Annotated in this window: 18 protein-coding genes; 12 read left to right on the top strand and 6 right to left on the bottom strand. The window is 68.8% G+C overall.

Going from position 1 to position 21227, the window contains the following annotated elements; translation table 11 throughout:
• Window positions 1–151: 151 nt before the first annotated feature.
• The 6 genes from ABFX45_RS32630 to ABFX45_RS32605 all read left to right on the top strand — a co-directional run bounded on the left by ABFX45_RS32630 (window position 152) and on the right by ABFX45_RS32605 (window position 6212).
• On the top strand, window positions 152–1369 hold the full coding sequence (locus ABFX45_RS32630; RefSeq protein ID WP_428834262.1) for a bifunctional glycosyltransferase family 2/GtrA family protein: 1218 nt from the start codon (window positions 152–154) through the stop codon (window positions 1367–1369).
• On the top strand, window positions 1366–3336 hold the full coding sequence (locus ABFX45_RS32625) for an ArnT family glycosyltransferase (protein WP_346134137.1): 1971 nt from the start codon (window positions 1366–1368) through the stop codon (window positions 3334–3336). Before ABFX45_RS32630 ends, ABFX45_RS32625 begins: the two co-directional genes overlap by 4 nt.
• Window positions 3337–3584: 248 nt before the next feature.
• Window positions 3585–4895, top strand: a complete 1311-nt coding sequence (locus tag ABFX45_RS32620; protein WP_109635027.1) for a DUF2252 domain-containing protein — start codon at window positions 3585–3587, stop codon at window positions 4893–4895.
• Window positions 4876–5367 carry a helix-turn-helix domain-containing protein gene (locus ABFX45_RS32615; RefSeq protein ID WP_346134135.1) on the top strand — a complete coding sequence of 164 codons (492 nt, stop codon included), beginning with the start codon at window positions 4876–4878 and terminating at the stop codon, window positions 5365–5367. The genes ABFX45_RS32620 and ABFX45_RS32615 overlap by 20 nt, the downstream gene beginning before the upstream one ends.
• Window positions 5368–5431: 64 nt before the next feature.
• Complete coding sequence (locus ABFX45_RS32610; RefSeq protein ID WP_346134133.1) at window positions 5432–5578, top strand: hypothetical protein; 147 nt, start codon at window positions 5432–5434, stop codon at window positions 5576–5578.
• Window positions 5579–5603: 25 nt separating this feature from the next.
• Complete coding sequence (locus ABFX45_RS32605) at window positions 5604–6212, top strand: DsbA family protein (protein WP_346134131.1); 609 nt, start codon at window positions 5604–5606, stop codon at window positions 6210–6212.
• On the opposite strand, the gene ABFX45_RS32600 is transcribed toward ABFX45_RS32605, so the two are convergent.
• Window positions 6206–7129, bottom strand: coding sequence for a diguanylate cyclase (locus ABFX45_RS32600; RefSeq protein ID WP_346134129.1), 924 nt, complete (start codon window positions 7127–7129; stop codon window positions 6206–6208). The genes ABFX45_RS32605 and ABFX45_RS32600 overlap by 7 nt on opposite strands.
• 214 nt (window positions 7130–7343) lie before the next feature.
• On the opposite strand from ABFX45_RS32600, the gene ABFX45_RS32595 reads away from it, so the two are divergent.
• The 4 genes from ABFX45_RS32595 to ABFX45_RS32580 all read left to right on the top strand — a co-directional run bounded on the left by ABFX45_RS32595 (window position 7344) and on the right by ABFX45_RS32580 (window position 11239).
• Window positions 7344–8051 (top strand): hypothetical protein, encoded by a 708-nt coding sequence (locus tag ABFX45_RS32595; RefSeq protein ID WP_109635034.1) that lies wholly within the window; start codon window positions 7344–7346, stop codon window positions 8049–8051.
• Between the two features lie 64 nt (window positions 8052–8115).
• Window positions 8116–8673: a hypothetical protein gene (locus ABFX45_RS32590; protein ID WP_346134126.1), complete on the top strand. Its 558-nt coding sequence runs from the start codon at window positions 8116–8118 to the stop codon at window positions 8671–8673.
• Window positions 8660–9862, top strand: coding sequence for an MAB_1171c family putative transporter (locus tag ABFX45_RS32585; RefSeq protein WP_346134124.1), 1203 nt, complete (start codon window positions 8660–8662; stop codon window positions 9860–9862). The genes ABFX45_RS32590 and ABFX45_RS32585 overlap by 14 nt, the downstream gene beginning before the upstream one ends.
• Window positions 9863–11239 (top strand): NAD(P)/FAD-dependent oxidoreductase, encoded by a 1377-nt coding sequence (locus tag ABFX45_RS32580; RefSeq protein ID WP_346134122.1) that lies wholly within the window; start codon window positions 9863–9865, stop codon window positions 11237–11239.
• Here the strand turns inward: ABFX45_RS32580 and ABFX45_RS32575 are convergent.
• On the bottom strand, window positions 11223–11696 hold the full coding sequence (locus ABFX45_RS32575) for a VOC family protein (protein WP_346134120.1): 474 nt from the start codon (window positions 11694–11696) through the stop codon (window positions 11223–11225). The genes ABFX45_RS32580 and ABFX45_RS32575 overlap by 17 nt on opposite strands.
• A gap of 85 nt (window positions 11697–11781) precedes the next feature.
• Between ABFX45_RS32575 and ABFX45_RS32570 the strand changes: the two genes are divergently transcribed.
• On the top strand, window positions 11782–12741 hold the full coding sequence (locus tag ABFX45_RS32570; protein WP_109635046.1) for a helix-turn-helix transcriptional regulator: 960 nt from the start codon (window positions 11782–11784) through the stop codon (window positions 12739–12741).
• Here ABFX45_RS32570 and ABFX45_RS32565 read toward each other — a convergent pair.
• Complete coding sequence (locus ABFX45_RS32565; RefSeq protein WP_346134119.1) at window positions 12716–13195, bottom strand: DUF4262 domain-containing protein; 480 nt, start codon at window positions 13193–13195, stop codon at window positions 12716–12718. The two genes, ABFX45_RS32570 and ABFX45_RS32565, sit on opposite strands and share 26 nt — an antisense overlap.
• A 187-nt stretch (window positions 13196–13382) precedes the next feature.
• Between ABFX45_RS32565 and ABFX45_RS32560 the strand changes: the two genes are divergently transcribed.
• Window positions 13383–15863, top strand: a complete 2481-nt coding sequence (locus tag ABFX45_RS32560; RefSeq protein ID WP_346134117.1) for a TIR domain-containing protein — start codon at window positions 13383–13385, stop codon at window positions 15861–15863.
• 61 nt (window positions 15864–15924) lie between these two features.
• Here ABFX45_RS32560 and ABFX45_RS32555 read toward each other — a convergent pair whose 3' ends face one another.
• From ABFX45_RS32555 to ABFX45_RS32545, 3 genes are all read right to left on the bottom strand, one after another.
• Window positions 15925–19425 (bottom strand): SdrD B-like domain-containing protein, encoded by a 3501-nt coding sequence (locus tag ABFX45_RS32555; RefSeq protein WP_346134276.1) that lies wholly within the window; start codon window positions 19423–19425, stop codon window positions 15925–15927.
• A gap of 419 nt (window positions 19426–19844) precedes the next feature.
• Complete coding sequence (locus ABFX45_RS32550; protein ID WP_346134115.1) at window positions 19845–20570, bottom strand: hypothetical protein; 726 nt, start codon at window positions 20568–20570, stop codon at window positions 19845–19847.
• Window positions 20571–20673: 103 nt separating this feature from the next.
• Entirely contained in the window at window positions 20674–21090 is a 417-nt protein-coding gene (locus ABFX45_RS32545) for an SdrD B-like domain-containing protein (RefSeq protein ID WP_346134113.1), read from the bottom strand.
• Between the last annotated feature and the right edge of the window lie 137 nt (window positions 21091–21227).

The following is a 21227-nucleotide window of genomic DNA, read 5'->3' as shown; positions in this document are numbered from 1 at the left end:
GCGACGGTAGAGACGAAGCCTGTGAGTCCGCTGTGTGACACCGCCGCCTCTCACGAATCTCTCAGCAGAAGCCAAGGACGTTCTCACGACCGCGTCAGCACGCTCGGTGGTGCAGCGGTCACGGCTGTGTCCACAGTGGAACGGAGAACCAATGGCGGTGAGCACCGCACAGGCCACGGGGACGGTCGACATCATGATCCCCGTCTACAACGAGGAACGCGCTCTGCCCGGCTGCGTCGAGGTGCTGCACGGTTTTCTCGAGGAGCAGTTCCCGTTCGACTGGTCGATCGTGGTCGTGGACAACGCCAGCATCGACAGAACCCTGGAGGTGGCCAGGGACCTGGCCGAGCGGTACGAGCGGGTGCGCGTGCACCACCTCGACCGCAAGGGCCGCGGACTGGCCCTGCGGGAGTCGTGGGGTGCCAGCGAGGCGGCCGTCGTCGTGTACATGGACGTCGATCTCTCCACCGGCCTGGACGGGTTGCTGCCGCTGGTCGCGCCGCTGCTCAACGGGCACTCCGATCTCGCGATCGGCTCGCGGCTGGCGCCCGGTTCGCGGACGGTTCGCGGGCCTCGGCGCGAGCTCGTCTCCCGCGGCTACAACGCGTTGATCCGGCTGACGCACGGAGCTCGGTTCAGCGATGCCCAGTGCGGCTTCAAGGCGGCGCGGACAGAGGTCGTCCGGCCGTTGCTCGACCGGGCTCGCGACGAGGCGTGGTTCTTCGACACCGAACTGCTGCTTTTGGCCGAACACAACGGTTTGCGCGTGCACGAGGTGCCGGTGGACTGGGTGGAGGACGTGGACAGCCGGGTCGACGTCGTCAGCACCGCGATCGACGACATCAAGGGCCTGATCCGCGTGGCGCGGGCCAAGGCCAACGGCACGGCGCTCGTTCGCGGGCTGCCTCGCCGGCCGCAGCCCCGCGCCATCCACCCCGACGCCGTACTGAGCCGCAGCGAGGGCGGGCTCTCCTGGCAAATGCTGTCGTTCGCGGTCATCGGCGTGATCTCCACGCTCGCGAACCTGGCTCTGTACGGCGTCTTCCGGCTCTGGTGGCCGGTGCTGACCGCCAACCTCGCCGCTCTGGTGATCACCACTCTCTTCAACACGGAGGCCAACCGCCGCTTCACCTTCACGGCCCGCAACACCGCCCGTGGCAGGACACATCTGCAGGGCCTCGTGGTGTTCGGCCTCTACTACGCGTTCACGTCGGCCGCCCTGCTCGTGTTGCACGCGGCCGTTCACAACCCTCCCCGCGCGCTGGAGCTGATGGTGCTGCTCGGCTCGTCGGCCATCGGCACCGTGGGGCGTTTCTTCCTGTTGCGGAGCTGGGTGTTCCGCCGGGACGACCGAAAGGACCACGCATGACCGCCACTGCAGAAGTGGCCTCTCCCGCTGACGCGCCGGAACCCGCACGCCCCTCTCGCTGGCCCGGCTGGGCGCTCGCAGGAATCTGCTTGGTGGCAGGGGTTCTGTACGTGTGGGCGATCGGCGCCGGTCAGATCGGCAACGCGTACTACTCGGCCGCCGCGAAGTCCATGTCGACGAGTTTCACCAACTTCCTGTTCGGCTCGTTCGACCCGGCGGGTGTGGTGACCGTCGACAAGCCGCCGATGGCGTTGTGGCCGCAGGCTGTCGCCGTGTGGATCTTCGGGTTCCACGGCTGGGCCGTGCTGCTGCCGCAGGTGATCGAGGGTGTGGCGGCGGTGTTCCTGTTGCACCGCACGGTCCGGTTGTGGGCCGACGAGAAGGTGGCGTTGCTCGCCGCGTTGATCCTGGCGCTGACGCCGATCACCGTGGCGATCAACCGGGACAACAACCCCGACACGTTGCTGGTGTTGCTGCTCGTGGCCGCGGCCTGTGCGTTCACGCGGTCAGTGCGTGCCGAAGAAAGCCGTACTCGGACGAAGTGGCTGTTGTGGTGCGCGTTCTTCATCGGCTGCGGGTTCCTGACCAAGATGCTGCAGGCCTGGATCGTGGTGCCGGCGTTCGCGCTGGCTTATCTGGTCGGGGTGTCCGCGCCGGTGAAGCGGCGGATCCTCGACCTGCTGGCCGCGGCTGCGGTGCTGGTGGCGTCGTCGTTCTGGTGGGTGGCGCTGCACGCCTGGTGGCCGGGGTTCAAGCCGTACATCGGGGGCAGCACGGACGGCAGCGCGTGGGACCTGATCATCGGCTACAACGGCCTCGGCCGGGTGTTCGGCGGCAGCGGCAACCGGGGAGGAGGCAGCGGCCAGCAGCCGGAGATGATGTTCTACGGGCCCAACGGCGTCGAGACGGGTCCCGGCGCGATGTTCGGCGGCCAGGCCGGTCCGGCCCGAATGTTCGACGCGGCGGTCGGCGGGCAGATCTCGTGGCTGCTGCCGTTGTCGCTGCTCGTGCTGGCCGCTGTCGCCGTCGCGGGGGTCCTGCGACGGCGGGCGGGGATTCCCGGCAACGCCCCCGAACGGGCGGGCTGGTTCATGTGGGGCGGCTGGCTGCTGGTCGCGGCGGCGGTGTTCAGCTTCGCCAGGGGCATCTTCCACCCCTACTACACGACGATGCTGGCGCCCGCGATCGCCGCGATCAGCGCCGCGGGGCTGATGATGTTCTGGCGGGCCAGGAGCCGCGTGCGCTTCCTGCTGCCGCTGTCGGTCGCGATCACCGCAGCGTGGGCGTTCGCCGTGGTCTCCCGCGACACCGCCTGGCACGGGTGGACGCGGTGGGCCGTGCTCGGGATCGCCGTGGTTGCGATCATCGGGCTGCTGGCGGGCCTGCGCCGGGCGGGCCTGGTGGCCGCGCTGGTCGCGGTGCTGCTGACGCCCGCGGTGTGGTCGGCCGCGACCGCTGCCAGGGCCACCGGCAACGGCGTGATGCCCGCCGCCGGGCCGATGATGCCGCTGGGTGGTGACCCGCCTCCCGGCGCTCAGCCGAACGGCCGGCAGAACCGTCCGCAGATCGGCATGATGCCGGGGATGGGCGGCAACCGCGGTGAGCTGACCGAGGAGCAACGCCGAATCCTCAACTACGCCAAGGAGAACAGCGGCGGTGCCGAGATCACGCTCGCCGTCTCGGGTCCGGCGCAGGCGGCCGCGCCGTACATCATGGGCTCGGACGAGGTGGTGATCGGCATGGGCGGGTTCTCCGGTTCGGACAACGCGCCGTCGGTCGGCCAGCTGCAGGAGTGGGTGAGCTCCGGCAAGCTGAAGTTCGTGCTCAGTCCCGGTGAACGCGGTGGTCCTCGCGGTGGTGGCCGTGACGACGAGGGCCGCCAGGAGTGGATCAAGCAGCACTGTTCCGAAGTGGACCCGAGCGCGTACGGCGGATCCGCCGAGACCCTGCTGGAGTGCCACGCGTGAGGTGGAGCCGTTCGTGCCCGGCACGAACGGCTCTGTCTAGTCGTCCACCGCGACCAGTGCCTCCTCGTTCTCCTCCTCGTCGTCGTGCTTCGCCTCGTCGACGAGCCCGAGCATGCGATGCACGTGTTCCTTGCTGGCTCCGAACATGAAGCACATGCCGTCGACGCTAGGCGCGCCCTCCGGTCAACGGCTTCTCGATTCCTGCCTGAATTCGTGCTGAGATTTGCGTCCTCAGGAGGGAGCGCACCATGGCCGATCGCGGTGACCGCATTGTGCACGTGCTCGAGGAGGCCTTCGTCGGTCTGATGACCGCCGATCCCGCCGCGTTCCGGCACAAGTTCCGCAAGATGGCAGCCGAACCGTTCGCGTTCTACAGAGGCAGCGCGTGCCTGTTCTACGCCGACATGGCCGAACTGCCCGACGAGTGGACCGACGACCGCACCAGCCGCATCTGGATCCAGGGCGACCTGCACGCGCAGAACTTCGGCACCTACATGGACGCCGAGGGCACCCTCGTCTTCGACGTGAACGACTTCGACGAGGCCTACCTCGGCTCCTTCACGTGGGACCTCCGTCGCTTCGCCGCCTCGATGGCCCTCCTCGGCTGGCGCAAGGCGCTGCCGGACAGCGTCATCACCGATCTGATCCGCACCTACGTCTCCGCCTACGTGACCCAGGTCCGCGCGTTCGCCGACCACCCGAACGACGAGCTCTTCAGCCTGCGCCTCGACAACACCGAGGGCGCCCTGCACCGCGTCCTGCAACGAGCCCGCCTGGCCACCCGCATCGGCCTGCTGGACGAGAAGACCGTCATCGTCGACTACGAGCGCAGGTTCCGCCGCGACCGCGAGGGCATCCACGAACTGACACCCGCCGTGCGCGCCGCCGTGGCCGAGGCCTTCGCCTCCTACCTGGACACCATCCCCACCGGCAAGCGAGCCAGCAGCCGCACCTACACCGTCAAGGACGTGATCGGCCGCAGCGGCTTCGGCATCGGCTCAGCCGGCCTCCACGCCTACAACATCCTGGTGGAAGGCCGCACCCAGGCCCTGGAGAACGACGTCGTCCTCTCCATGAAACAGGCCAACGTCGCCGCCCCGAGCCGAATCGTCTCCGACCAGGGCATCCGCGACTACTTCACCGACCACGGCCACCGCACCGCCGTGTCGCAACGAGCCCTGCAGGCCCACGCCGACCCGTGGCTCGGCCACACCCAGATCGACGGCGTCGGCTACGTCGTCGCCGAACTCTCCCCGTACGAGGCCGACCTGGACTGGTCCGACCTGACCGAGCCCGCCGACCTGCTCCCGGTCCTCGGCTACCTGGGCCGCGCCACCGCCAAGATGCACTGCGTGGCCGACGAGGACTCCGCGCAAACCCTCGTCGCCTTCCAGTGCGAGGAGGCCATCGCCGGGGTGATCGGCGACCGTGCGGAGGCCTTCACCGATTCGATCATCTCGTTCGCCCTCGACTACGCGCGGCAGACGCGTGAGGACCACCGGCTGTTCGTGGACGCGTTCCGCGAGGGGCGGATCAAGGGTGTCGGCTCGACCGCGTGAGGCGTTCGGCGTCTGCGGCCAATCGACCGACAGGAAGTTCGATGGCCCCTCCGACGACGCTCAGCACGACCTCGACGATCTGGGGACGCTGCTGCGCACGCATCGGAAGAGGGCTGGGCTCACGGGCGTGGAGGCGGCGCGTCGGGCCGGGTTCACCCGGTCCAGGCTGTCCAAGGTTGAGAACGGCATCCTGCTGCCCAGCTGGGAGGACGTGCGACGCCTGACGACGGCGCTCGGCATGGACTCGGCGGCCACCGGCGAGGCGGTCGAACTGGCACACAGGCTGGAGATTGGCCAGCCCGGCCGGCGCATCGTGCTGCGCAGGGGCTCACTCACCGAGCACACGACACTGCTCGCCAGGCTCGGTCCCACCGGCAGCGTCGTGGCGGCCGGCCCCGCTGTCGTGCCCGACTGGTTGCGCACCCGCGACTACCTGCTCGCGTCCGGACCGCTCTGCGACGGCAAGCATTGAAAGAAGTCGCGGAACACCTGCAAGACAAGGGATTCCTCAGACCGGCGTTGACGAGGCCACGGAAGTGCTGTGGTTCTGCTTCGGGTTCGGGACGTGGCGGACGCTGGTCAAGGAGTGCGGCTGGTCCTGGGACGACGCCGAGCGGTGGCTCGCCCGGCAGGCCGTCACGATCTTCACGGGAGTGCGGGTCGTCACAGAGGGAAATATCTGACGGAGCCAGGTGCTTTGCTCTCACCGTGAAGCTCGTCTACGTCTTCGACGCCTACTGCGGCTGGTCGCACGCGTTCTCCGGCACCCTGCAGGAGGTCATCGCACGCCATCCGGACCTGCCGGTCGAGGTGGTCTCCGGTGGACTGTTCACCGGGCAGCGGCGGGTGCCGATCCGCGAGTTCGGGTTCATCAAGGGGGCCAACGTCCAGGTCACGGCGCAGACCGGGGCGCGGTTCGGCGATGCCTTCAACGCGGTCCTCGACGAGGGATCGTTCGTCATGGACTCCGAGGCCGCCGCCCGCGGGCTGATCGCGTTGCGCCAGGCCGCGCCAGAACGGGCCGCCGAGCTGGCGATCGCCATGCAGAAGGCGTTCTTCCACGAGGGCTTGAGCCTGTCCGACGCGAAGACCTACCGGAAGATCGCCGACGAGTTCGGCCTCGACTCCGACGCCGTCGTGGTCGCGTTCAAGACCGCGGTGCCCGACGCCGACTTCCAGCTGGCGGCCCGGTTCGGCGTGAGCGGCTTTCCGACGCTGATCGCCGTGCGCGGCAACGACGCGTACGCGCTCGCACGTGGACACGCGAACATCGAGCAGATCGAACAGCGCCTGGCAGGCCTGCTCGCCAGTCAGTGAACGTGGTGGCGGTTCGTCCACGCCGCCACGGCCGGCAGCACGTCGGTGATCCACTCGCGAGCAGCGGTGGTGAGCTCGTAGCGTGCGGCACGTCGGTGCACGAAACCCTTGTCCTGCAGGGACTCCAGGGTGCTGTACACCGTCGAGCCCAGCGTCGCGACGAGCTCTTCCGACGCCTTCGCGCCGTCGGACAGCGCGACCAGGACGTGCGGCAGCTGATCACTGCTCATCAGGTCCTGCAACGCGAGCAGGTGCTGCAGCGCGGAGGTCTCGGTGTTCCGCTCGGCCGCGCACGCGTTCGGATCGTGCACCTGGACGCGGGCACGGCCCTGACGCTTGGCCCGCTGCAACGCCGCGTCGGTGTCGCGGACGAGGTCGATCAACGTGTCGTCACCCACGGGAACGTGGGCCGCGACGCCGATCGACGCGGTCTGCCCGTACAACGTCATGCCGTAGCCGTCGTTGGTGGTGATCTCGGTCTGCAACCCGCGAATCCCGCGCAGCATCCGTTCGGCCACAACGGTCGCCTCACCCGCGGTGGTGCGCGGCAGCAGCACGAGGAACTCGTCGCCGCCGTACCGGCACACGAGATCTGACGAGCGCGTGTGCGTCTTCAGGACGCCGGCCACGTCGCTCAGCACGACGTCTCCAGCGGGGTGGCCGTACTCGTCGTTGATCTTCTTGAAGCGGTCGAGGTCGATCATGAGCAGCGCGACCTGCTCCCACCGGCGCTGAGCACGGCGGTACAGCGCGGGTGCCTGGTCGTCCCAGCCCCAGCGGCCCAGCAGGCCCGTGAGGCGGTCCGTCGTCCACGCACCCACCGGTTGCGCGCACGAACCACACCGCGAGGGAGCGCTCTCGTCGTGCAGGCGCAGAGAACCGTGGTCCACCGGAAGCCCCATCCGCGCAGTCGCCATGAGTCCCCCCAGACATCAGCTCTGACTGGCCCGAACTGCCGCTTTCAACTCAGGTGACGTCGTTCGGATCAAACACGACACAACAGTTGAAGCGGCGGAGTGTGATCATAGGGCTACACAGTGGTGGATTCAACCCCTGTGATGTCATATGCTCTGCGGGTTCCACAACAGTGGAATGATCGCTGGCCAGGGGGCGCTCCAGCGGAGGTGTGGCGTGAGGCCGTTCGCCGAGGTGCTCAACGAGCTGTGCAACAACCCGCCCAACGGCCAGGGCAAGGTGACCAACGTAGCGCTCGCCGCCGCGGTGAAGTCACGGGGTGGGGACATCGGGCACGGCTACATCTCGCAGCTTCGGCTCGGCGTGAAGGACAACCCGACCTGCCAGGCCATCGTCGACCTCGCCGGCGCGCTCGGTGTGCACCCCGCCGTGTTCCTCGGCGGCCGCCGTGAACTGCACCCCGGTGAGCAGCCCGGCTGGCGCACGAACGCGTTGAGCACGCTCTTCGAGGCGGTGCACCCGCCCGACCGCGGACCCTGGTCGCCGGAGGAGGTCGCGGCCTCGATCAGCTCGTCCGGCCAGTTCGGCAGCATCTCCGCGAGCTACATCCGCGAACTGCTGAGCAACACCAGCGACAACCCGCGCCTCAAGCACATCCTCGGCCTCGCCGACCACTTCGGCGCCGATCCCGCCTACTTCTTCGACGACGACCTCGCGGCTCGGGTCGACTCGGAGCTGACCGACTTCCTGGCACTGCGCGAACTCGGCGTCGTCGAGTTCGTCACCCGTCTGGCCGAACGTACGGGCGAACTGTCCCCGCAGGCCAGGGCTGCTGCGGTAGAAGGGTTCCGACAGGCGCTCGAAGTCGGCGAGGGCTGGTCGTTCCCGCTGAACAGCCGCCGTACATCCGCGGACCACACTTGATGACGACACCGGCGTGAAGATCTCTGCCTGGACCGCTGCAGACGACATCGAGAGGAGGCGACGGGTGAACCGCAGGAAACTGCGCAAGCTGGTCGACGAGGTCGCCCGTGACCTCGACCTGCCGCCCGACGCCACGCACCGGGACGCGAGCCGCCGGGTCTGCGAGCTGATGAGCGAACGGCTCGGGCGCCCCGTCGACGTCCGCTTCGCCGCGATCACGAACGCGGTCTGCCTGACCGGTGCGACCGCGTTGCTGGAGAACGGCACGTACCTCGTGATCTGCGCCGACTCCCCGTCCTGGTACCACCGCCTGCACGTGCTGCTGCACGAGTTCGCGCACATGCTGCTGGCGCACCAGCCGGTGGCGCTGAGCCGCAGCGAGGGCATGCGCAAGCTCGCGCCGCACCTGCTGCCGCGGATGGCGCAGATCATCGCGGGCAGGACGACGCTCACCGAGGACGAGGAGCGCGAGGCCGAGAACCTCGCCGACCACCTGCTGGAACGCCTGACGGAACACCGCGTGTGGGCCGACACGGCCGCCACCGAGGAGCCCGCGCACGTGCGCCGGGTGGCCGAGTCTCTCGAAGGAAGATCTCGCTGGGTGCGTCGTGGCGATCTTTAACCTGATCTACCTCTCGTGCGGCATCGTCGGTCTGCTCCTGCTCGCGTACAAGATCCGTGCGCTGCGGTCGAGCTGGGGCAGCCCGCGGGTGGTGGCGTTGATCGCCACCGTGTTCTTCTCCGCGTTCGCCGTGCTCTTCGCAGCGCCCGCGAACATCACCTGGATCAACTGGGTCAGCGGAGTGCCGAACTTCGCCGCGTTGCTGGTCTACGGCCTCGTCGTCGGCTTCGCGGGTTCGTCGTTCGCACTGGTGTTGTACTGGCGGTACCCGCCTGCCCAGGCCTGGCAACGGGTCCGGCTGATCCTCGTCAGCTACACCTCGATCGTCGCAGCGATGATCGTGCTGTTCTTCAAGTCCGAGATCCAGGAAGAACGCCAGGTCGACTTCGACACGTTCTACGCCACGCAGCCGACAGTCGCCGTGTTCCTGTTCATCTACCTCGTGGCCACCGGGGTCGGCTGCGGTGGCCAGGCGTACCACTGCTGGCAGGGTGCGCGGGACGAGGCGATCTCCGCGCGGCCGTGGCTCGCGCGCGGCCTGCGGTGGTACTGCTTCGCCGGGCTCTTCCCGGTGGCGTTCGCGGTCATCAAGCTGTTCGTGCTGATGATGAACTGGTTCGGCGAGCGCAGCTTCGACGTCCTGAGTCTGACCGCGCCGCTGATGGCGTCGCTGAGCATGATCCCGCTGGTGATCGCGATGGCGCTGCCGGTCTTCGGACCGCGCCGCCCGTCGCCGTCGCTGTGGGTACGGCGCTGGCGGACCTACTTCGCGCTGCGGCCGCTGCACCGCGCGCTGGTGCACGTGAACCCCGGCATCGTGCTGGTGGCGCCGGGCAAGTTCCTCAACCCGCACCACCGCGTACGCAGGCAGATCATCGAGCTGAACGACTGGCGCTGGGCGCTCACGCCGTACTTCGACCTGTCCGTCGGTGAGACCGCGACTTCGCTCGCACGCCAGGCCTCGCTGCCCAAGGACGAGGTCGCCGCCGTCGTGGAGGCCGCCCAGCTGCGGGCCGCGGGGTCCGGCGGGCGCAGGACCCCGGCCAAACGCCGTCCCGCCGCGGAGATCGCCGACGGCACCGACCTCGCGGCCGAGCACGACAAATGGGTGCGGATCTCCCGTGCGTACCAGCACTCGCCGATTGTGGACGCAGCCGCTCGCGCGCAAGCAGCAGGGGGAAAAGAGTAGATGGCACCCACACACGCCGTTGTGCTCGGCGGAGGACTCGCGGGCATGCTGGCGGCGGCCGTCCTCGTCAGACACGTGGACGAGGTCACCGTCGTCGAGCGCGACAAGCTGCCGGACGGGCCGTCGCCGCGATCCGGTGTGCCCCAGGCCCGGCACGCGCACCTGCTGATGTCGGGTGGCGCCCGTGCGATCGAGTCCCTGTTGCCCGGAACGCTGGACGCGTTGTTCGCCGCCGGCGCGCACCGCATCGGCGTGCCGAACGACCTGGTGTCGCTGAGCGCCCAGGGCTGGGTGCCGCGGTTTCCCGAGATGCAGTTCATCGTCTCGTGCAGTCGCGGCCTGCTGGACTGGGTCGTGCGCAGCCAGGCGTTGCGCGACAACAAGATCACCGTGCTGACCGGTACCGAACCCGTCGCGCTGCTCGGTGATCGGCACGCCGTCACCGGTGTGCTGGTCGAGGACCGGATCTCCCGCGAGCAGATCTCTTTGGAGACCGACCTCGTCATCGACGCGACCGGACGCGGTTCGCGGTTGCCCGCCTGGTTGACCGAGTTCGGGCTGCCGCCGGTGCACTCCGAGAGCGTCGACTCCGGACTCGCCTACGCCACCAGGATCTTCCGGGCTCCCGCTGCCGCCACTTCCGGGTTCCCGATCGTCAACGTGCAGGCGAACCCCCGTGATCCGCATCCCGGCTGCACGGCCACCCTGCTACCGATCGAGGACGGCAGGTGGCTCGTGACGCTGTCCGGGACCAGGGGCGGGGAGCCGTCCACCGACGAGTCGGAGTTCGTGTCCTTCGCGCGGTCGGTGCGCAATCCGGTCGTGGGTGAGCTGATCGCCTCGGCAGAGCCGATCTCGCCCGTGTACGGGTCGCACAGCACCGCCAACCGCCGGATGTTCTTCGAGCGCTTGAAGTCCTGGCCCGCGGGATTGCTGGCGCTGGGTGACTCCGTGGCCACCTACAACCCCGTCTACGGGCACGGCATGTCGATCGCCGCTCAAAGTGCTCAGGCGCTGGACGCCGGGTTGACGGCCGGGCACGGGACTCAGCAGATCCAGCGCAGCATCGGCAAGGTCGTGGACGGCGCCTGGGCCATGGCCACCAACCAGGACATCCTCTATCCGGGAGCCGTGGGCAAGCCGCTGCCGCTGGCCGGGCGGGTGCTGCAGCGGTACGTGGACCGGTTGGTGCGGACGGCCACCACTGAGGCCGCGGTGACACGGACGTTCATCGACGCGTTCACCCTGTCCGGGCCCATGGCGAAGCTGCTCAGCCCCAAGATGGTGTGGGCGACCATGCGCGGGCCCCGGCGCGAGGTGTCGCCGGAGCCCACGCTGACCGCCGCTGAGCTGGAGCGGGTCACATCTGCGGAATGAGGTCCGCGCCCTGCACGTACTCCATGTTCTTGATGAACGCCGGGTCCTGCATCCCGGCGTTCAGCTCCTCCGGGGTCGGTTCCGCGACGCGCTGGTGCACCCACCACAGGTTGCCGAACGGGTCGAAGAAGCGGCTGACCCGGTCGCCCCAGAACAGCTCGGTCGGCTCCGTGACAACGGTGCCTCCCCGCTCGCTCGCCTTCTTGAGCGTCGCCGCGTCGTCGGCGACGTACAGGCGGAGGAAGGCAGGGGTCTTCGGCCACTTCGGATTGTCGAACATCATCACCACCGAGTCGCCGATGCGGACCTCGGCGTGGCCGATCTGCGGGGCTTCGCCGACACGGCCGATCTCGGTCGCGTCGAACACCTCCGTGACGAAGTCGATCAGCTCGGCCGTGCGGCCGTTCGTGATGATCCACGGGGTCACGGTGTGGTAGCCCTCGGGCACGACGTTCATCAGTCCATTCCCTTCGTCGCTGTCGGAGCGACCGTACGACCTATATAGGACGATTCCGGTCCTAGTTCTGGACTAGGTTGGCGACATGAGTGATGCGGCCCGGTTGTTGCGTCTGCTGTCGCTGTTGCAGACACCCCGCGAGTGGCCGGGCAGCGAGCTGGCGGAGCGGCTGAGCGTGACGACGCGGACGGTGCGGCGGGACATCGACAGGCTGCGCGACCTCGGGTACCCCGTCGAGGCCACGATGGGCGTGTCCGGCGGATACCGGCTGGTCGCGGGCAAGGCGATGCCGCCGTTGCTGCTCGACGACGAGGAAGCCGTGGCCATCGCGGTCGGGCTGAGGACAGCGGCCAGGCAACCCGTGGCAGGCATAGCCGAGGCGTCACTGCGGGCGCTCGCGAAGCTGCAGCAGGTGCTGCCGCCCCGGCTCGCGCGCCGGGTCTCGTCGCTCACGTCGGCCACCGCGCCTTCCGCGTCGTCGTTCGCCTCGCTGGTCGACCCGGCTCAGCTCACGGTGATCGCCGGAGCGGTGCACGCCAGGGAACGGGTGCGGTTCGCGTACGTGTCCAACGACGGTGTGGTGTCGAAGCGGCACGTCGAGCCTGTTCAGTTGGTAGCGCTCGGCCGGCGCTGGTACCTCCTCGCCTTCGACGCGGAACGGGACGACTGGCGGATCTTCCGGCTGGACCGGGTCTCCGAAGCGGTGGCCACCGGGGCCAGGTTCGCGGCACGGGTCGCGCCAGGTGGGGACGCGACGCAGTACGTGACGCAGAAGATGTACGAGTCGGCGCCCACCTATCGGGCTCGCGCGACGTTGCGGTTGCCCGTGGAGCTGGCACGGGCCCGGCTCGCGGACTTCGCCGGCGATCTGTCAGCCCTCGACGACGGCTCGTGCACCTGGCACAGCGTCGAGGACACGATCGACTACCTCGCGTTCCGCCTGACCTTGCTGGGGTGTGACTTCACCGTCCACGAGCCACCGGAGCTCGTAAACCACCTGCGCGGGCTGGGCGAGCGGATCAGCCGCTCGGTGGGCTCGCCCTGACGCCGAGGACCGGCTGGCCACCGGGCACGCCTTCGTAGGACTGCTCCCAGGGCCAGTGACCTGTCTCGTCCGCATGGACGAGCTGCAGGGCCTTGATGCCCTCACCGAACAGGCGGGCGGACACGAGGAGGTGTGCCCACGGCCGTTCGACGCGGACCACCTCCAGCAGCGGGCCGCCGGGCAGAGTGAAACGCCGGCCAGGAGAGGGCACGCAGCTGTGGACCACGTGTTCCGCGGTGTCGTCGAGAAGGCGGCCCGCCTCCAGGACGGGCATGCCCGTGACGACGAGCTCCGGCAGGCCCCGCAGCGACAGGCCCACGGTGTAGGCCCAGGGCGGATGGGCTCGGGCGCGTTCCATCGCCTGGACGGCCCAGCCGCGCGCGTCGATGCAGCGGCGCAGGGTGGCCAGGTGTTGGTCCATGCGGCTGGCGGGGTGGTCGCAGTCCCAGCACATCAGAGGTCTCCTCGGGGTTGGAGTGAGCGGGCGGGGTCGTGCCTCGTCCAGTGTGCCGAGGAGCACCGACAAGATCGTTTGGGCAGTTCGTGGACAGAAGATGGACAAACGATCGCTCGGCCGTCCGGATCGTTAATCTGCGACGCACGGACGAACGTGCACGCCGCATCACTGGCCACAAAGGACGGTGACCGAGTTGGAGGCCGAACCCGGCACACCCCTCGCCCACGCGATCAGAGCGGCCAGGGCGGCCGCCCGCCGCGGCGACGTGCACGGGGTCGACCACGCCTACACCGCGGCCGTCAGGATCAGCCGGATCATCGCCCACGAGCACTGCGCCACCCTGCTCAGCCTCGGCGCGATCGGAAAAGCCGCCCAGCGCTGCGACGAGTACCTCACCGCGGACGACACCGGCCTGAGAGTTCTCAGGGCCCAGATCCGCAGCGCGGCGACCGATCACGCCAAGGCCACGCAGGACGTGCGCGAACTGCGGAAGCGAGACCTCACGGAGCTGCAGCGGGCGGTGCTGGCGCGGGTTGCCGCCCTGGCCGCCGCCGACCGCTACGACCTCCCCACCGCGGAAAGCGAGCTGAACGCCGCCGAACGCCACTTCCGCCGCGCGGGCCGCACCGAGCACCTGGAAGCCATCGGCAACGACCGACTCCTCCTCGACGTGCGCAGAGCCAGCCACGCCCCGAGGCTCGACGATCCGGCTCCACGCACGCCTGCCGAGCTCCTGCAGCGGGCAGCAGCGCTCAGACGCGATCTCCGCTACGAAGAAGCACTGGCGCAGATGACGAGATGCGTCACGAGCTACGAGATCGAGCCCGCGCTGAGGCCCGCCGTCCTCCACGAGCTGACCGTCCTGCTCGTGATGACAAGACAGGCGGGCGCGGCCCGGCGCCTCTTCCCGCTCCTGGTGGCCGCCAGAGGCCCGGAAGTGCTGTCGCAGCTGCCCGACGCCACCCAGACGCTCAGCCCCGACCGCCGTCTCGACCAGGTCCGCCGCCTGATCGCGGAGAACGAGCTCACCGCGGCGGAAAGCCTGCTGGGCGAAGGAAACTCACCGCTCTGGCACCTCACCGCGGGCGAGCTCGCGTACGCGAGGGGACGGCTCGACCAGGCCGCCCGGCACTTCCGCCAGGCGTCTGCCCGCACTGACCACACCGAGCTCAAAGCGTTGGCACTGCGCAAACTCGGCGACACGTGCGCCGACGCGGGAGACGAAGAGCAGGCGCTGCAGTGCTGGAACGAAGCCCACCACGCCGACGGCCGCGTCCTCGCCGCGATCCGCCGCGTCCACCGCGACGGAGAGAAGGCCCTGGCAGGTCTCGTGGTCGCCGTCGAAGCCGCCCGAGGCGCGGATCCGCCGAGGTCGACCGACGTGGAAGCCGCACGACGCTGGCTGCGCAAGACGACCAGGAAGCTTCCCCGCGACCAGGTCGTGTGGATGATGCACGCCACGCAGGACCAGCTGCACCACGTCATCGTCGGCCGCAAGATCACGCACATCGCCACCGACGTGCACATCAGCGAGCTCACCAGGACGGTGCACCAGCTCAGGGCGTGGAACCCGGGACACGACCCGGCGATCATCGGCAGCCTGCTCACCGAGCTGACCGTCCTGATCGCGCTGGAAGAGGTGCTCGACGCCCTGCCGCCGAAGGTCACGAGGATCGCGGTGGTGACGAGCGACGTCCTGGCGGGAATCCCGCTGGCGGACCTGCCCGTCCCCGGCAACCACCTGGGCCGCACGCACACCCTGTCTCACCTGCCATGCCTCTCGGCCCTCACCGGAGGCGACGCGGGCTTCCCCGCCAAGGCGGGCCCGCTGCGCAGAAGGCTCAGGAAGAACGGAGAACCAGTGCCGCTCGAAACCCGCCCCAAGGTGTTCCTGTCGTTCGCGAACAAGGACCGCCCGCACGCCGAACAGCTGCGTGACGAACTGGAGGCCCGCAACGTCAACGCCTGGCTCGACGAGAGCGGGACGGTGCCCGACGCGCTGGCCACCTCCGACTACCACGTCCTGCTGTGGTCGGCGAACACCGCGCTGCGCGAGCAGGTCACCGAGGAGTGGGCCGCGGCGTTCAACCGCGAGCTGACCCGCCGCCGCGCCTTCCTGTTCATCGTCCGCCTCGACGAGGAACCGCTGTCACCACTGCTCGCGCCACGCAAGCACATCGACCTCGTGGAGGCCGCCGACCGCCTGGTCACGACGTGGCGCGCGGACCGCAAGTCGGAGCTTCCGGTGTTCCCGCAACCGGTACCGCCGGCGCCGGGCGGCCCGACCGTGGCGATCTCGGTGCGCAGCCACGACCTCGGCGTCACGCACGTCGTCATGACGCCGTTGCACCTCACCGGAGCCGAGCTGCACCGCACGGTGTTCCGGGCGCTGCGGCTGCCCACCGAGCAGGCCACGTTCGACGCCACGGTCGGGATGAGGTTCTCCTACGAGCTGTTCTCGCAGAACAAGCCGATCCCCGCCGATGAGTCCACTGTGGAGCTGATGTCCGACCTCGTCGACATCTCCGTGCACGTCGAGTCGATCGCCCCGCGACGGCCGTACTGCAACAGGGAGTACCGCCCGGACGACGATCTCGACAAGGGGTTCGACGTCGACCAGCAGCGGATGCTGCTCGTCGCCGCTTTCCGTCATCTCCTTCCATGAAAGGGCACCTGCCCCTGGGAAACGAGACCCAGGGGCAGGTGCGTCGATCAGAACCTTTCGACTAGGACCTGCGACGGCGCGCGACCAGCGTCATGAACGCACCGGCGAGCAGCAGGGCCAGGCCGGAGCCGAGCAGGGCCCACACCGCGGCACCCGTGGAGGCGAGCGGCGGCTTGGGCAGCAGACCTGCGTCGAGCGTCAGGTCCACCCGCTTGTCCTTGCCCAGCTTGACGACGTGGGTGCATCCGGTCGCCGGGTTGGCGTCGGAGTCCTTTCCGTCGTCCCCGACGTGCGGCTTGGTCAGCTGGCGACCAGCGACCAGGCCCGTCCGCGGATCGGCGTTGAAGCAGACCTTGTACTCACCGTCCGGAAGGTCGGTGAACAGGTACTTGCCGTCCTTGTCGGTCGTCGTCTGCGCAACGGGCTTGCCGCTGCCGTCCTGCAGGAACACCGGCAGGTTCGGCACACCGGGTTCGCCGGCGTCCTGCACCCCGTTGGAGTTGTTGTCGTACCAGACGAGGTCACCAACGCGGTTGGTCGGCGGCACCAGACCCAGGGCCGGCTTCTGCTCACGCTGGCCCACACCGACCGTCACCGGCGGCGTGCACCCGGTCGCCGGATCCACGTCCGAGGCCTTCGCGTCGTCACCGGCGTTCGGCGTCGTCGCGACGTACCCGGCGTACTGGCCGGGCAGAGCGCCCATCTCGAAGCACACCTTGTAGGTGCCGTCCGGGATGTTCGGGAACTCGTACTTGCCGTCAGGCCCCGTCTTCACCGGCACGCCGACGGGATTGCCCTGCTCGTCGACCAGCGTGACCGTCACACCGGGCACGCCCGGCTCACCCGGATCCTGCACGCCGTTGCGGTTGGTGTCGTACCACACCAGGTCGCCGATGCTGTTCGGCGGTGCGACCAGACCCGCGTCCAGCGTGAGGTTCTCGCGCTGGCCCACACCGAGGGTCACGGGCAGCGTGCAACCCGTTGCCGGATCGGCATCCGAGTCCTTCGCGTCGTCACCCGCGTTGACCTTGGTCAGCGTGTAGTCCGCCACCGCGGCCGGCAGGTTCGCGATGTCGAAGCACACCGTGTACGTGCCGTCCGGAAGATCGCTGAACAGGTACTTGCCCTGCGCGTCGGTCTTCGTGGTGGCACCGGTGTTCAGCTCCACGGTCACGCCCTCGACGGGCTTCTCGCCGTCGTCCTGCAGACCGTTGTTGTTCGCGTCGACCCACACGAAGTCGCCTATCCTGTTGACCGGCGCGTGGATGCCGGCGTCCAGGGTCAGGTCCTCCCGCTTGCCGAGGCCGAGCGTGACCTCCGAAGTGCAGCCCGTGGCCGGGTCGGCATCGGAGTCCGCGGCGTCGTCACCGGCGTTGGGCTTGGTGAACTGGAAGTCCGACATGCCCGCGGGCATCGGGCCGAAGCAGACCTTGTACGTACCGTCCGGCAGGTCGCCGAACAGGTACTTCCCGTCCGCCCCGGTCGTCGTCGTGATCTCCTTGCCGTCCTGGTCGATCAGCTTGACCGGCATGTTCGGCACCGGCGCCTCGCCCGCGTCCTGCACACCGTTGCGGTTCGCGTCGACCCAGACGTAGTCACCGAGCTTGTTCGGCGGCGAGACCAGACCCATGTCCAGCGTCAGGTTCTCGCGCTGACCCACGCCCAGCGTCACGGCCGGCACACAACCGGTGGCCGGGTCGGCATCGGAGTCCTTCGCGTCATCGGAACCGGCGTCCTTGGTGGTGACCAGGTAGTCCTTCACCGCCGCGGGCAGGTTCGCCAGATCGAAGCACACCGTGTACTCGCCGTCGGGCAGGTCGGAGAACAGGTACTTGCCCTGCGCATCCGTCGTCGTGGTCGCGCCGGTGTTCAGCTTCACCGTCACGCCCTCGACCGGGATGTCAGTGGCGTCCTGCAACCCGTCCTTGTTGACGTCGATCCACACGTAGTCACCGAGACGGTTCACCGGCGGGATCAGACCGAGGTCGATCGTGAGGTCCTCGGGCCTGTCCACGTCGAGCTTCGTCGGCGGGGCACACCACGTGTCGACGGCCGCGTCCGAGTCCTTCGCGTCGTCGGTACCGGCGTTCGGCGTCGTCGGGACGTAGTCCGCGTACTGCGCCGGCAGGGTCGTCTTGTCGAAGCAGACGGTGTACTCGCCGTCGGGCAGCTTGTCGAAGACGTACTTGCCCTGCTCGTTCGTCGTGGTGGTCAGGTCACCGACCTTCACGGTCACACCGGGCACCGGCGGTTCGCCGTCGTCCTGCTGGCCGTTCTTGTTGGTGTCGATCCACACGTAGTCGCCGAGCTTGTTCGGCGGCCGGATGCCCGCGTCCAGCGTCAGGTCCTCGCGCTTGTCGGGGCCCAACGTGGTGGTGTGCGTGCACTTCGTCGCCGGGTCGGCGTCGGAGTCCAACGCGTCGTCGCCCGCGTTCAGGCGCGTCAGCAGGTAGCCCGCGTACTCGGCCGGAGCGGTCGAGAGGTCGAAGCACACCTGGTACGTGCCGTTGGGCAGCTGGTCGAACAGGTACTTGCCCTGCGCGTCGGTCTGCTTCGACGTGCCCACGGTCGCACCGGAGCCGTCCTTCAGCGTCACCGTCACGCCCGGCACACCCGGCTCGTCGCCGTCCTGGAGGCCGTTGCGGTTGGTGTCGACCCACACGAGGTCGCCGAGCCTGTTGTTCGGCGGCACCAGACCCGCGTCGAGCGTCAGGTCCTGACGTTTGGCAGCACCCAGCGTCGTCGTCGCGGTGCAGCCGTCCGCGGCATCCGCGTCCGAGTCCTTCGTGTCGTCACCCGCGTCCTTGCCGGTGAACACGTAACCGGCGTACTGGGCGGGCAACGTCGACAGGTCGAAGCACACCATGTACGTGCCGTCTTCGAGCTGGTCGAACAGGTACTTGCCCTGCGCGTCGGTCTGCTTCGGCGTGCCGACCTGGGTGCCGTCGCCCTTCTTCAGCACGACGGTCACGCCCTGGACGCCCGGTTCGCCGGCGTCCTGCAGGCCGTTGCGGTTGGTGTCGACCCACACGAGGTCACCGAGGGAGTTGGTGACCTTGGCGTTGATGCCGGCGTCGATCGTGTGGTCGGCGGTGCCGGACTTGCCGGTGGTCACCTGGGTGTTGCCCGCGGCGTCCACGTTGGAGTCGACGACCCGGTCCGGCCCGGCTTCCTTGACAGTCCACTTGAGACTCTCAACAGGTGGCGCGCCCGGCAGGGCGGCCGTGTTCACCCCGCTGTAGTCGAACGTGAGGTTGTAGCAGGTCTCCGGCTTCAGACCGTCGGCAGCGCCGAAGTAGTACTCGCCCTTGGCGTTCGTGGTCTTCACCGGCAGTGCGGCACCACCGGCACACGGCGTCGCCGTCACCTTGACGCCCGCGATCGCCGGTTCGTCGCCGTCCTGCACGCCGTCGGCGTCGGTGTCGAACCAGACGCGGTTGCCGAGCTGCACGGGCGCCAGGTCGCACAGCGCCTCGAGGTCGGCCAGGCCGTTCGCCTTGCCCCAGCCCTCGCTTAACTCGTCAATGATCTTGTAGGCGTTGGAGTACGAGGTGTTGGCCATCGAACCGTTGCCGCGATCGAACCAGCCGACACCACCGGTGCGCACACCGGTCGGGTCCATCACGATCGCGGGCATCCGCAGCTCGCCGGGCACCAGGGCCACCGCACCCTGCGCGGTCTCGAGGTGCGGCGCGTAGTTGCTGTCGGAGAACGCGAAGTACTCACCGGGGTAGTACTCGACGACGTCGGCCGCCTGCTCGTTGCCGCCGTTGGGGTGGACGTGGTTGTTCTTGCAACCGCCGGTGCCCTCCCACGTGTAGCCCGTGGGGGTCTTGCAGGCGCGGTTGAGGTCGCCGCCCGACACGGTCTCCCACTCGCCACCGCTGCCGTCGGGAGCAGGGATCCAGAAACCGCCCATGTCGCCGAAGCGGTCGCGGAAGCCCAGCGCCAGATCGCCGTTGTTCTCCACCCCGATGTCGATCAGCAGCGGCATGGGGTACGAGTTGTGCCGCAGGTCGTTGGCGGCGGTGTCGTTCCAGCTGTCGGTCCAGGGGTACCAGACGTTGCTCGTCGGCCGGTTGTTGAACGCCCTGCCACGCTGGAAGTCCAGCACCTCGTCAGCACCGGCGGGCTGAAGGAGCCGCCGGAGAACGTCATCACGACGGCCTTCACGTCGGCGATCTTCTTCGTCGACGCACCGGAACAGACGCCACCGACGTACACGACGCCGTCACGCACGCCCAGCGCGCCAGGCCGCCAGTCGCTCGCGGTCGGACAGGCCGAGGGAATCACGTACGAGGCCTTGGCGGCGGCAGCGGTCGGCTGTGTGGCGTCGTAGACGTAGAGCTTCTTGTCGGCCATGTTCACGACGTAAAGCTCGCTGCCGTCCTCGGACATGTCGATGTCACCGAGGCTTTGCGTGCCCGGCACCGCGTAGAAGGCGCCGTCGAAGTTGGTCTGGTGGTTGTGCGTAGCGCCACCGGCGTTGGGCACGGTGGTGAACAAGGTCGTCGCACCGCCCGCGGCCGGCGTGACGTAGATGGCGCCAGGACCACCGGGACCGTAGTTGGTGAGCCGCTTCGCGAACGCGGCGGAGAACAGCCGCTTGTCCTGCTTGCGGTAGGCGAGACCGAACACCGTCCCGGTGGCGCCCTGGTTCGCGACCTGGGCCGGTGCGGAGTTGGTTCCACGTGCGTCGAACGGCATGGTGACCAGCGAGCGAGCTGAGCCGTTCACCATGCTGTTGCCGTCGCGGTCACGGGTCGCGCGCTGGCACGCCGTGGCGAGCGTCGGGCTCGACTGGCAGTAGTCAGCCGGGTTCCACAGACCGGTGGTGACGGTGACGTTCTTGCCCCCCGGAGACGTCCACGAACATCGTGTTGCTCTCGAGCGTGCCGCCTGCGGGAGCGGGCTGCAGCGCACTGCCCGCGGGAGGGCTCACCTGCACGCGGTACTTACCACCGCTCACCGGGTCGAGACCGACTGTGACGCTGCCGCTCGCGTTGGTCGTGCCCGTCGCGGTGTTGCCCGCGGGGTCGGTGACGAGCACGGCGGCACCCTGGACGGGGACCTCGACGGCGGCGTCGTAGTTGCCGTTGCCATTCACGTCGCGGATGACCTGCACGGACAGCGTGCCGTCACCTGGACCGGCGTGTGCTGTCGGTATCACCACGGCGAACGAAGCGGCCAGCAGCGCGGCGAGCGCGGCGGCAAGCGGACGTTTCACGAATTCGCTCCTAGTACTCCAGCCGTAGATCGTGATCTTCATGGTTCCTGCCGCGATTGCCGCTGGTAGTGGGCTTGCTGGGCTCGGTGCTGGTGTCGCCTGCGCCAGTGTGAGCAGCGCAGGACGTGCCCGATGTT

It is taken from the genome of Lentzea roselyniae, from assembly GCF_039537795.1.
GTDB classification, from domain to species: Bacteria; Actinomycetota; Actinomycetes; order Mycobacteriales; family Pseudonocardiaceae; genus Lentzea; species Lentzea atacamensis.
This window is presented reverse-complemented; position numbering and strand designations above follow the sequence as displayed.

What these genes read in the sequence shown, in the direction of transcription:
- ABFX45_RS32630 (WP_428834262.1), top strand. Translation starts at nt 152, where the DNA reads ATGGCGGTGAGCACCGCACAGGCCACGGGGACGGTCGACATCATGATC.
- ABFX45_RS32625 (WP_346134137.1), top strand. Translation starts at nt 1,366, where the DNA reads ATGACCGCCACTGCAGAAGTGGCCTCTCCCGCTGACGCGCCGGAACCC.
- ABFX45_RS32620 (WP_109635027.1), top strand. Translation starts at nt 3,585, where the DNA reads ATGGCCGATCGCGGTGACCGCATTGTGCACGTGCTCGAGGAGGCCTTC.
- ABFX45_RS32600 (WP_346134129.1), bottom strand. Translation starts at nt 7,129, where the DNA reads ATGGCGACTGCGCGGATGGGGCTTCCGGTGGACCACGGTTCTCTGCGC.
- ABFX45_RS32580 (WP_346134122.1), top strand. Translation starts at nt 9,863, where the DNA reads ATGGCACCCACACACGCCGTTGTGCTCGGCGGAGGACTCGCGGGCATG.
- ABFX45_RS32575 (WP_346134120.1), bottom strand. Translation starts at nt 11,696, where the DNA reads ATGAACGTCGTGCCCGAGGGCTACCACACCGTGACCCCGTGGATCATC.
- ABFX45_RS32570 (WP_109635046.1), top strand. Translation starts at nt 11,782, where the DNA reads ATGAGTGATGCGGCCCGGTTGTTGCGTCTGCTGTCGCTGTTGCAGACA.
- ABFX45_RS32565 (WP_346134119.1), bottom strand. Translation starts at nt 13,195, where the DNA reads ATGTGCTGGGACTGCGACCACCCCGCCAGCCGCATGGACCAACACCTG.
- ABFX45_RS32555 (WP_346134276.1), bottom strand. Translation starts at nt 19,425, where the DNA reads ATGGCCAACACCTCGTACTCCAACGCCTACAAGATCATTGACGAGTTA.
- ABFX45_RS32550 (WP_346134115.1), bottom strand. Translation starts at nt 20,570, where the DNA reads ATGCCGTTCGACGCACGTGGAACCAACTCCGCACCGGCCCAGGTCGCG.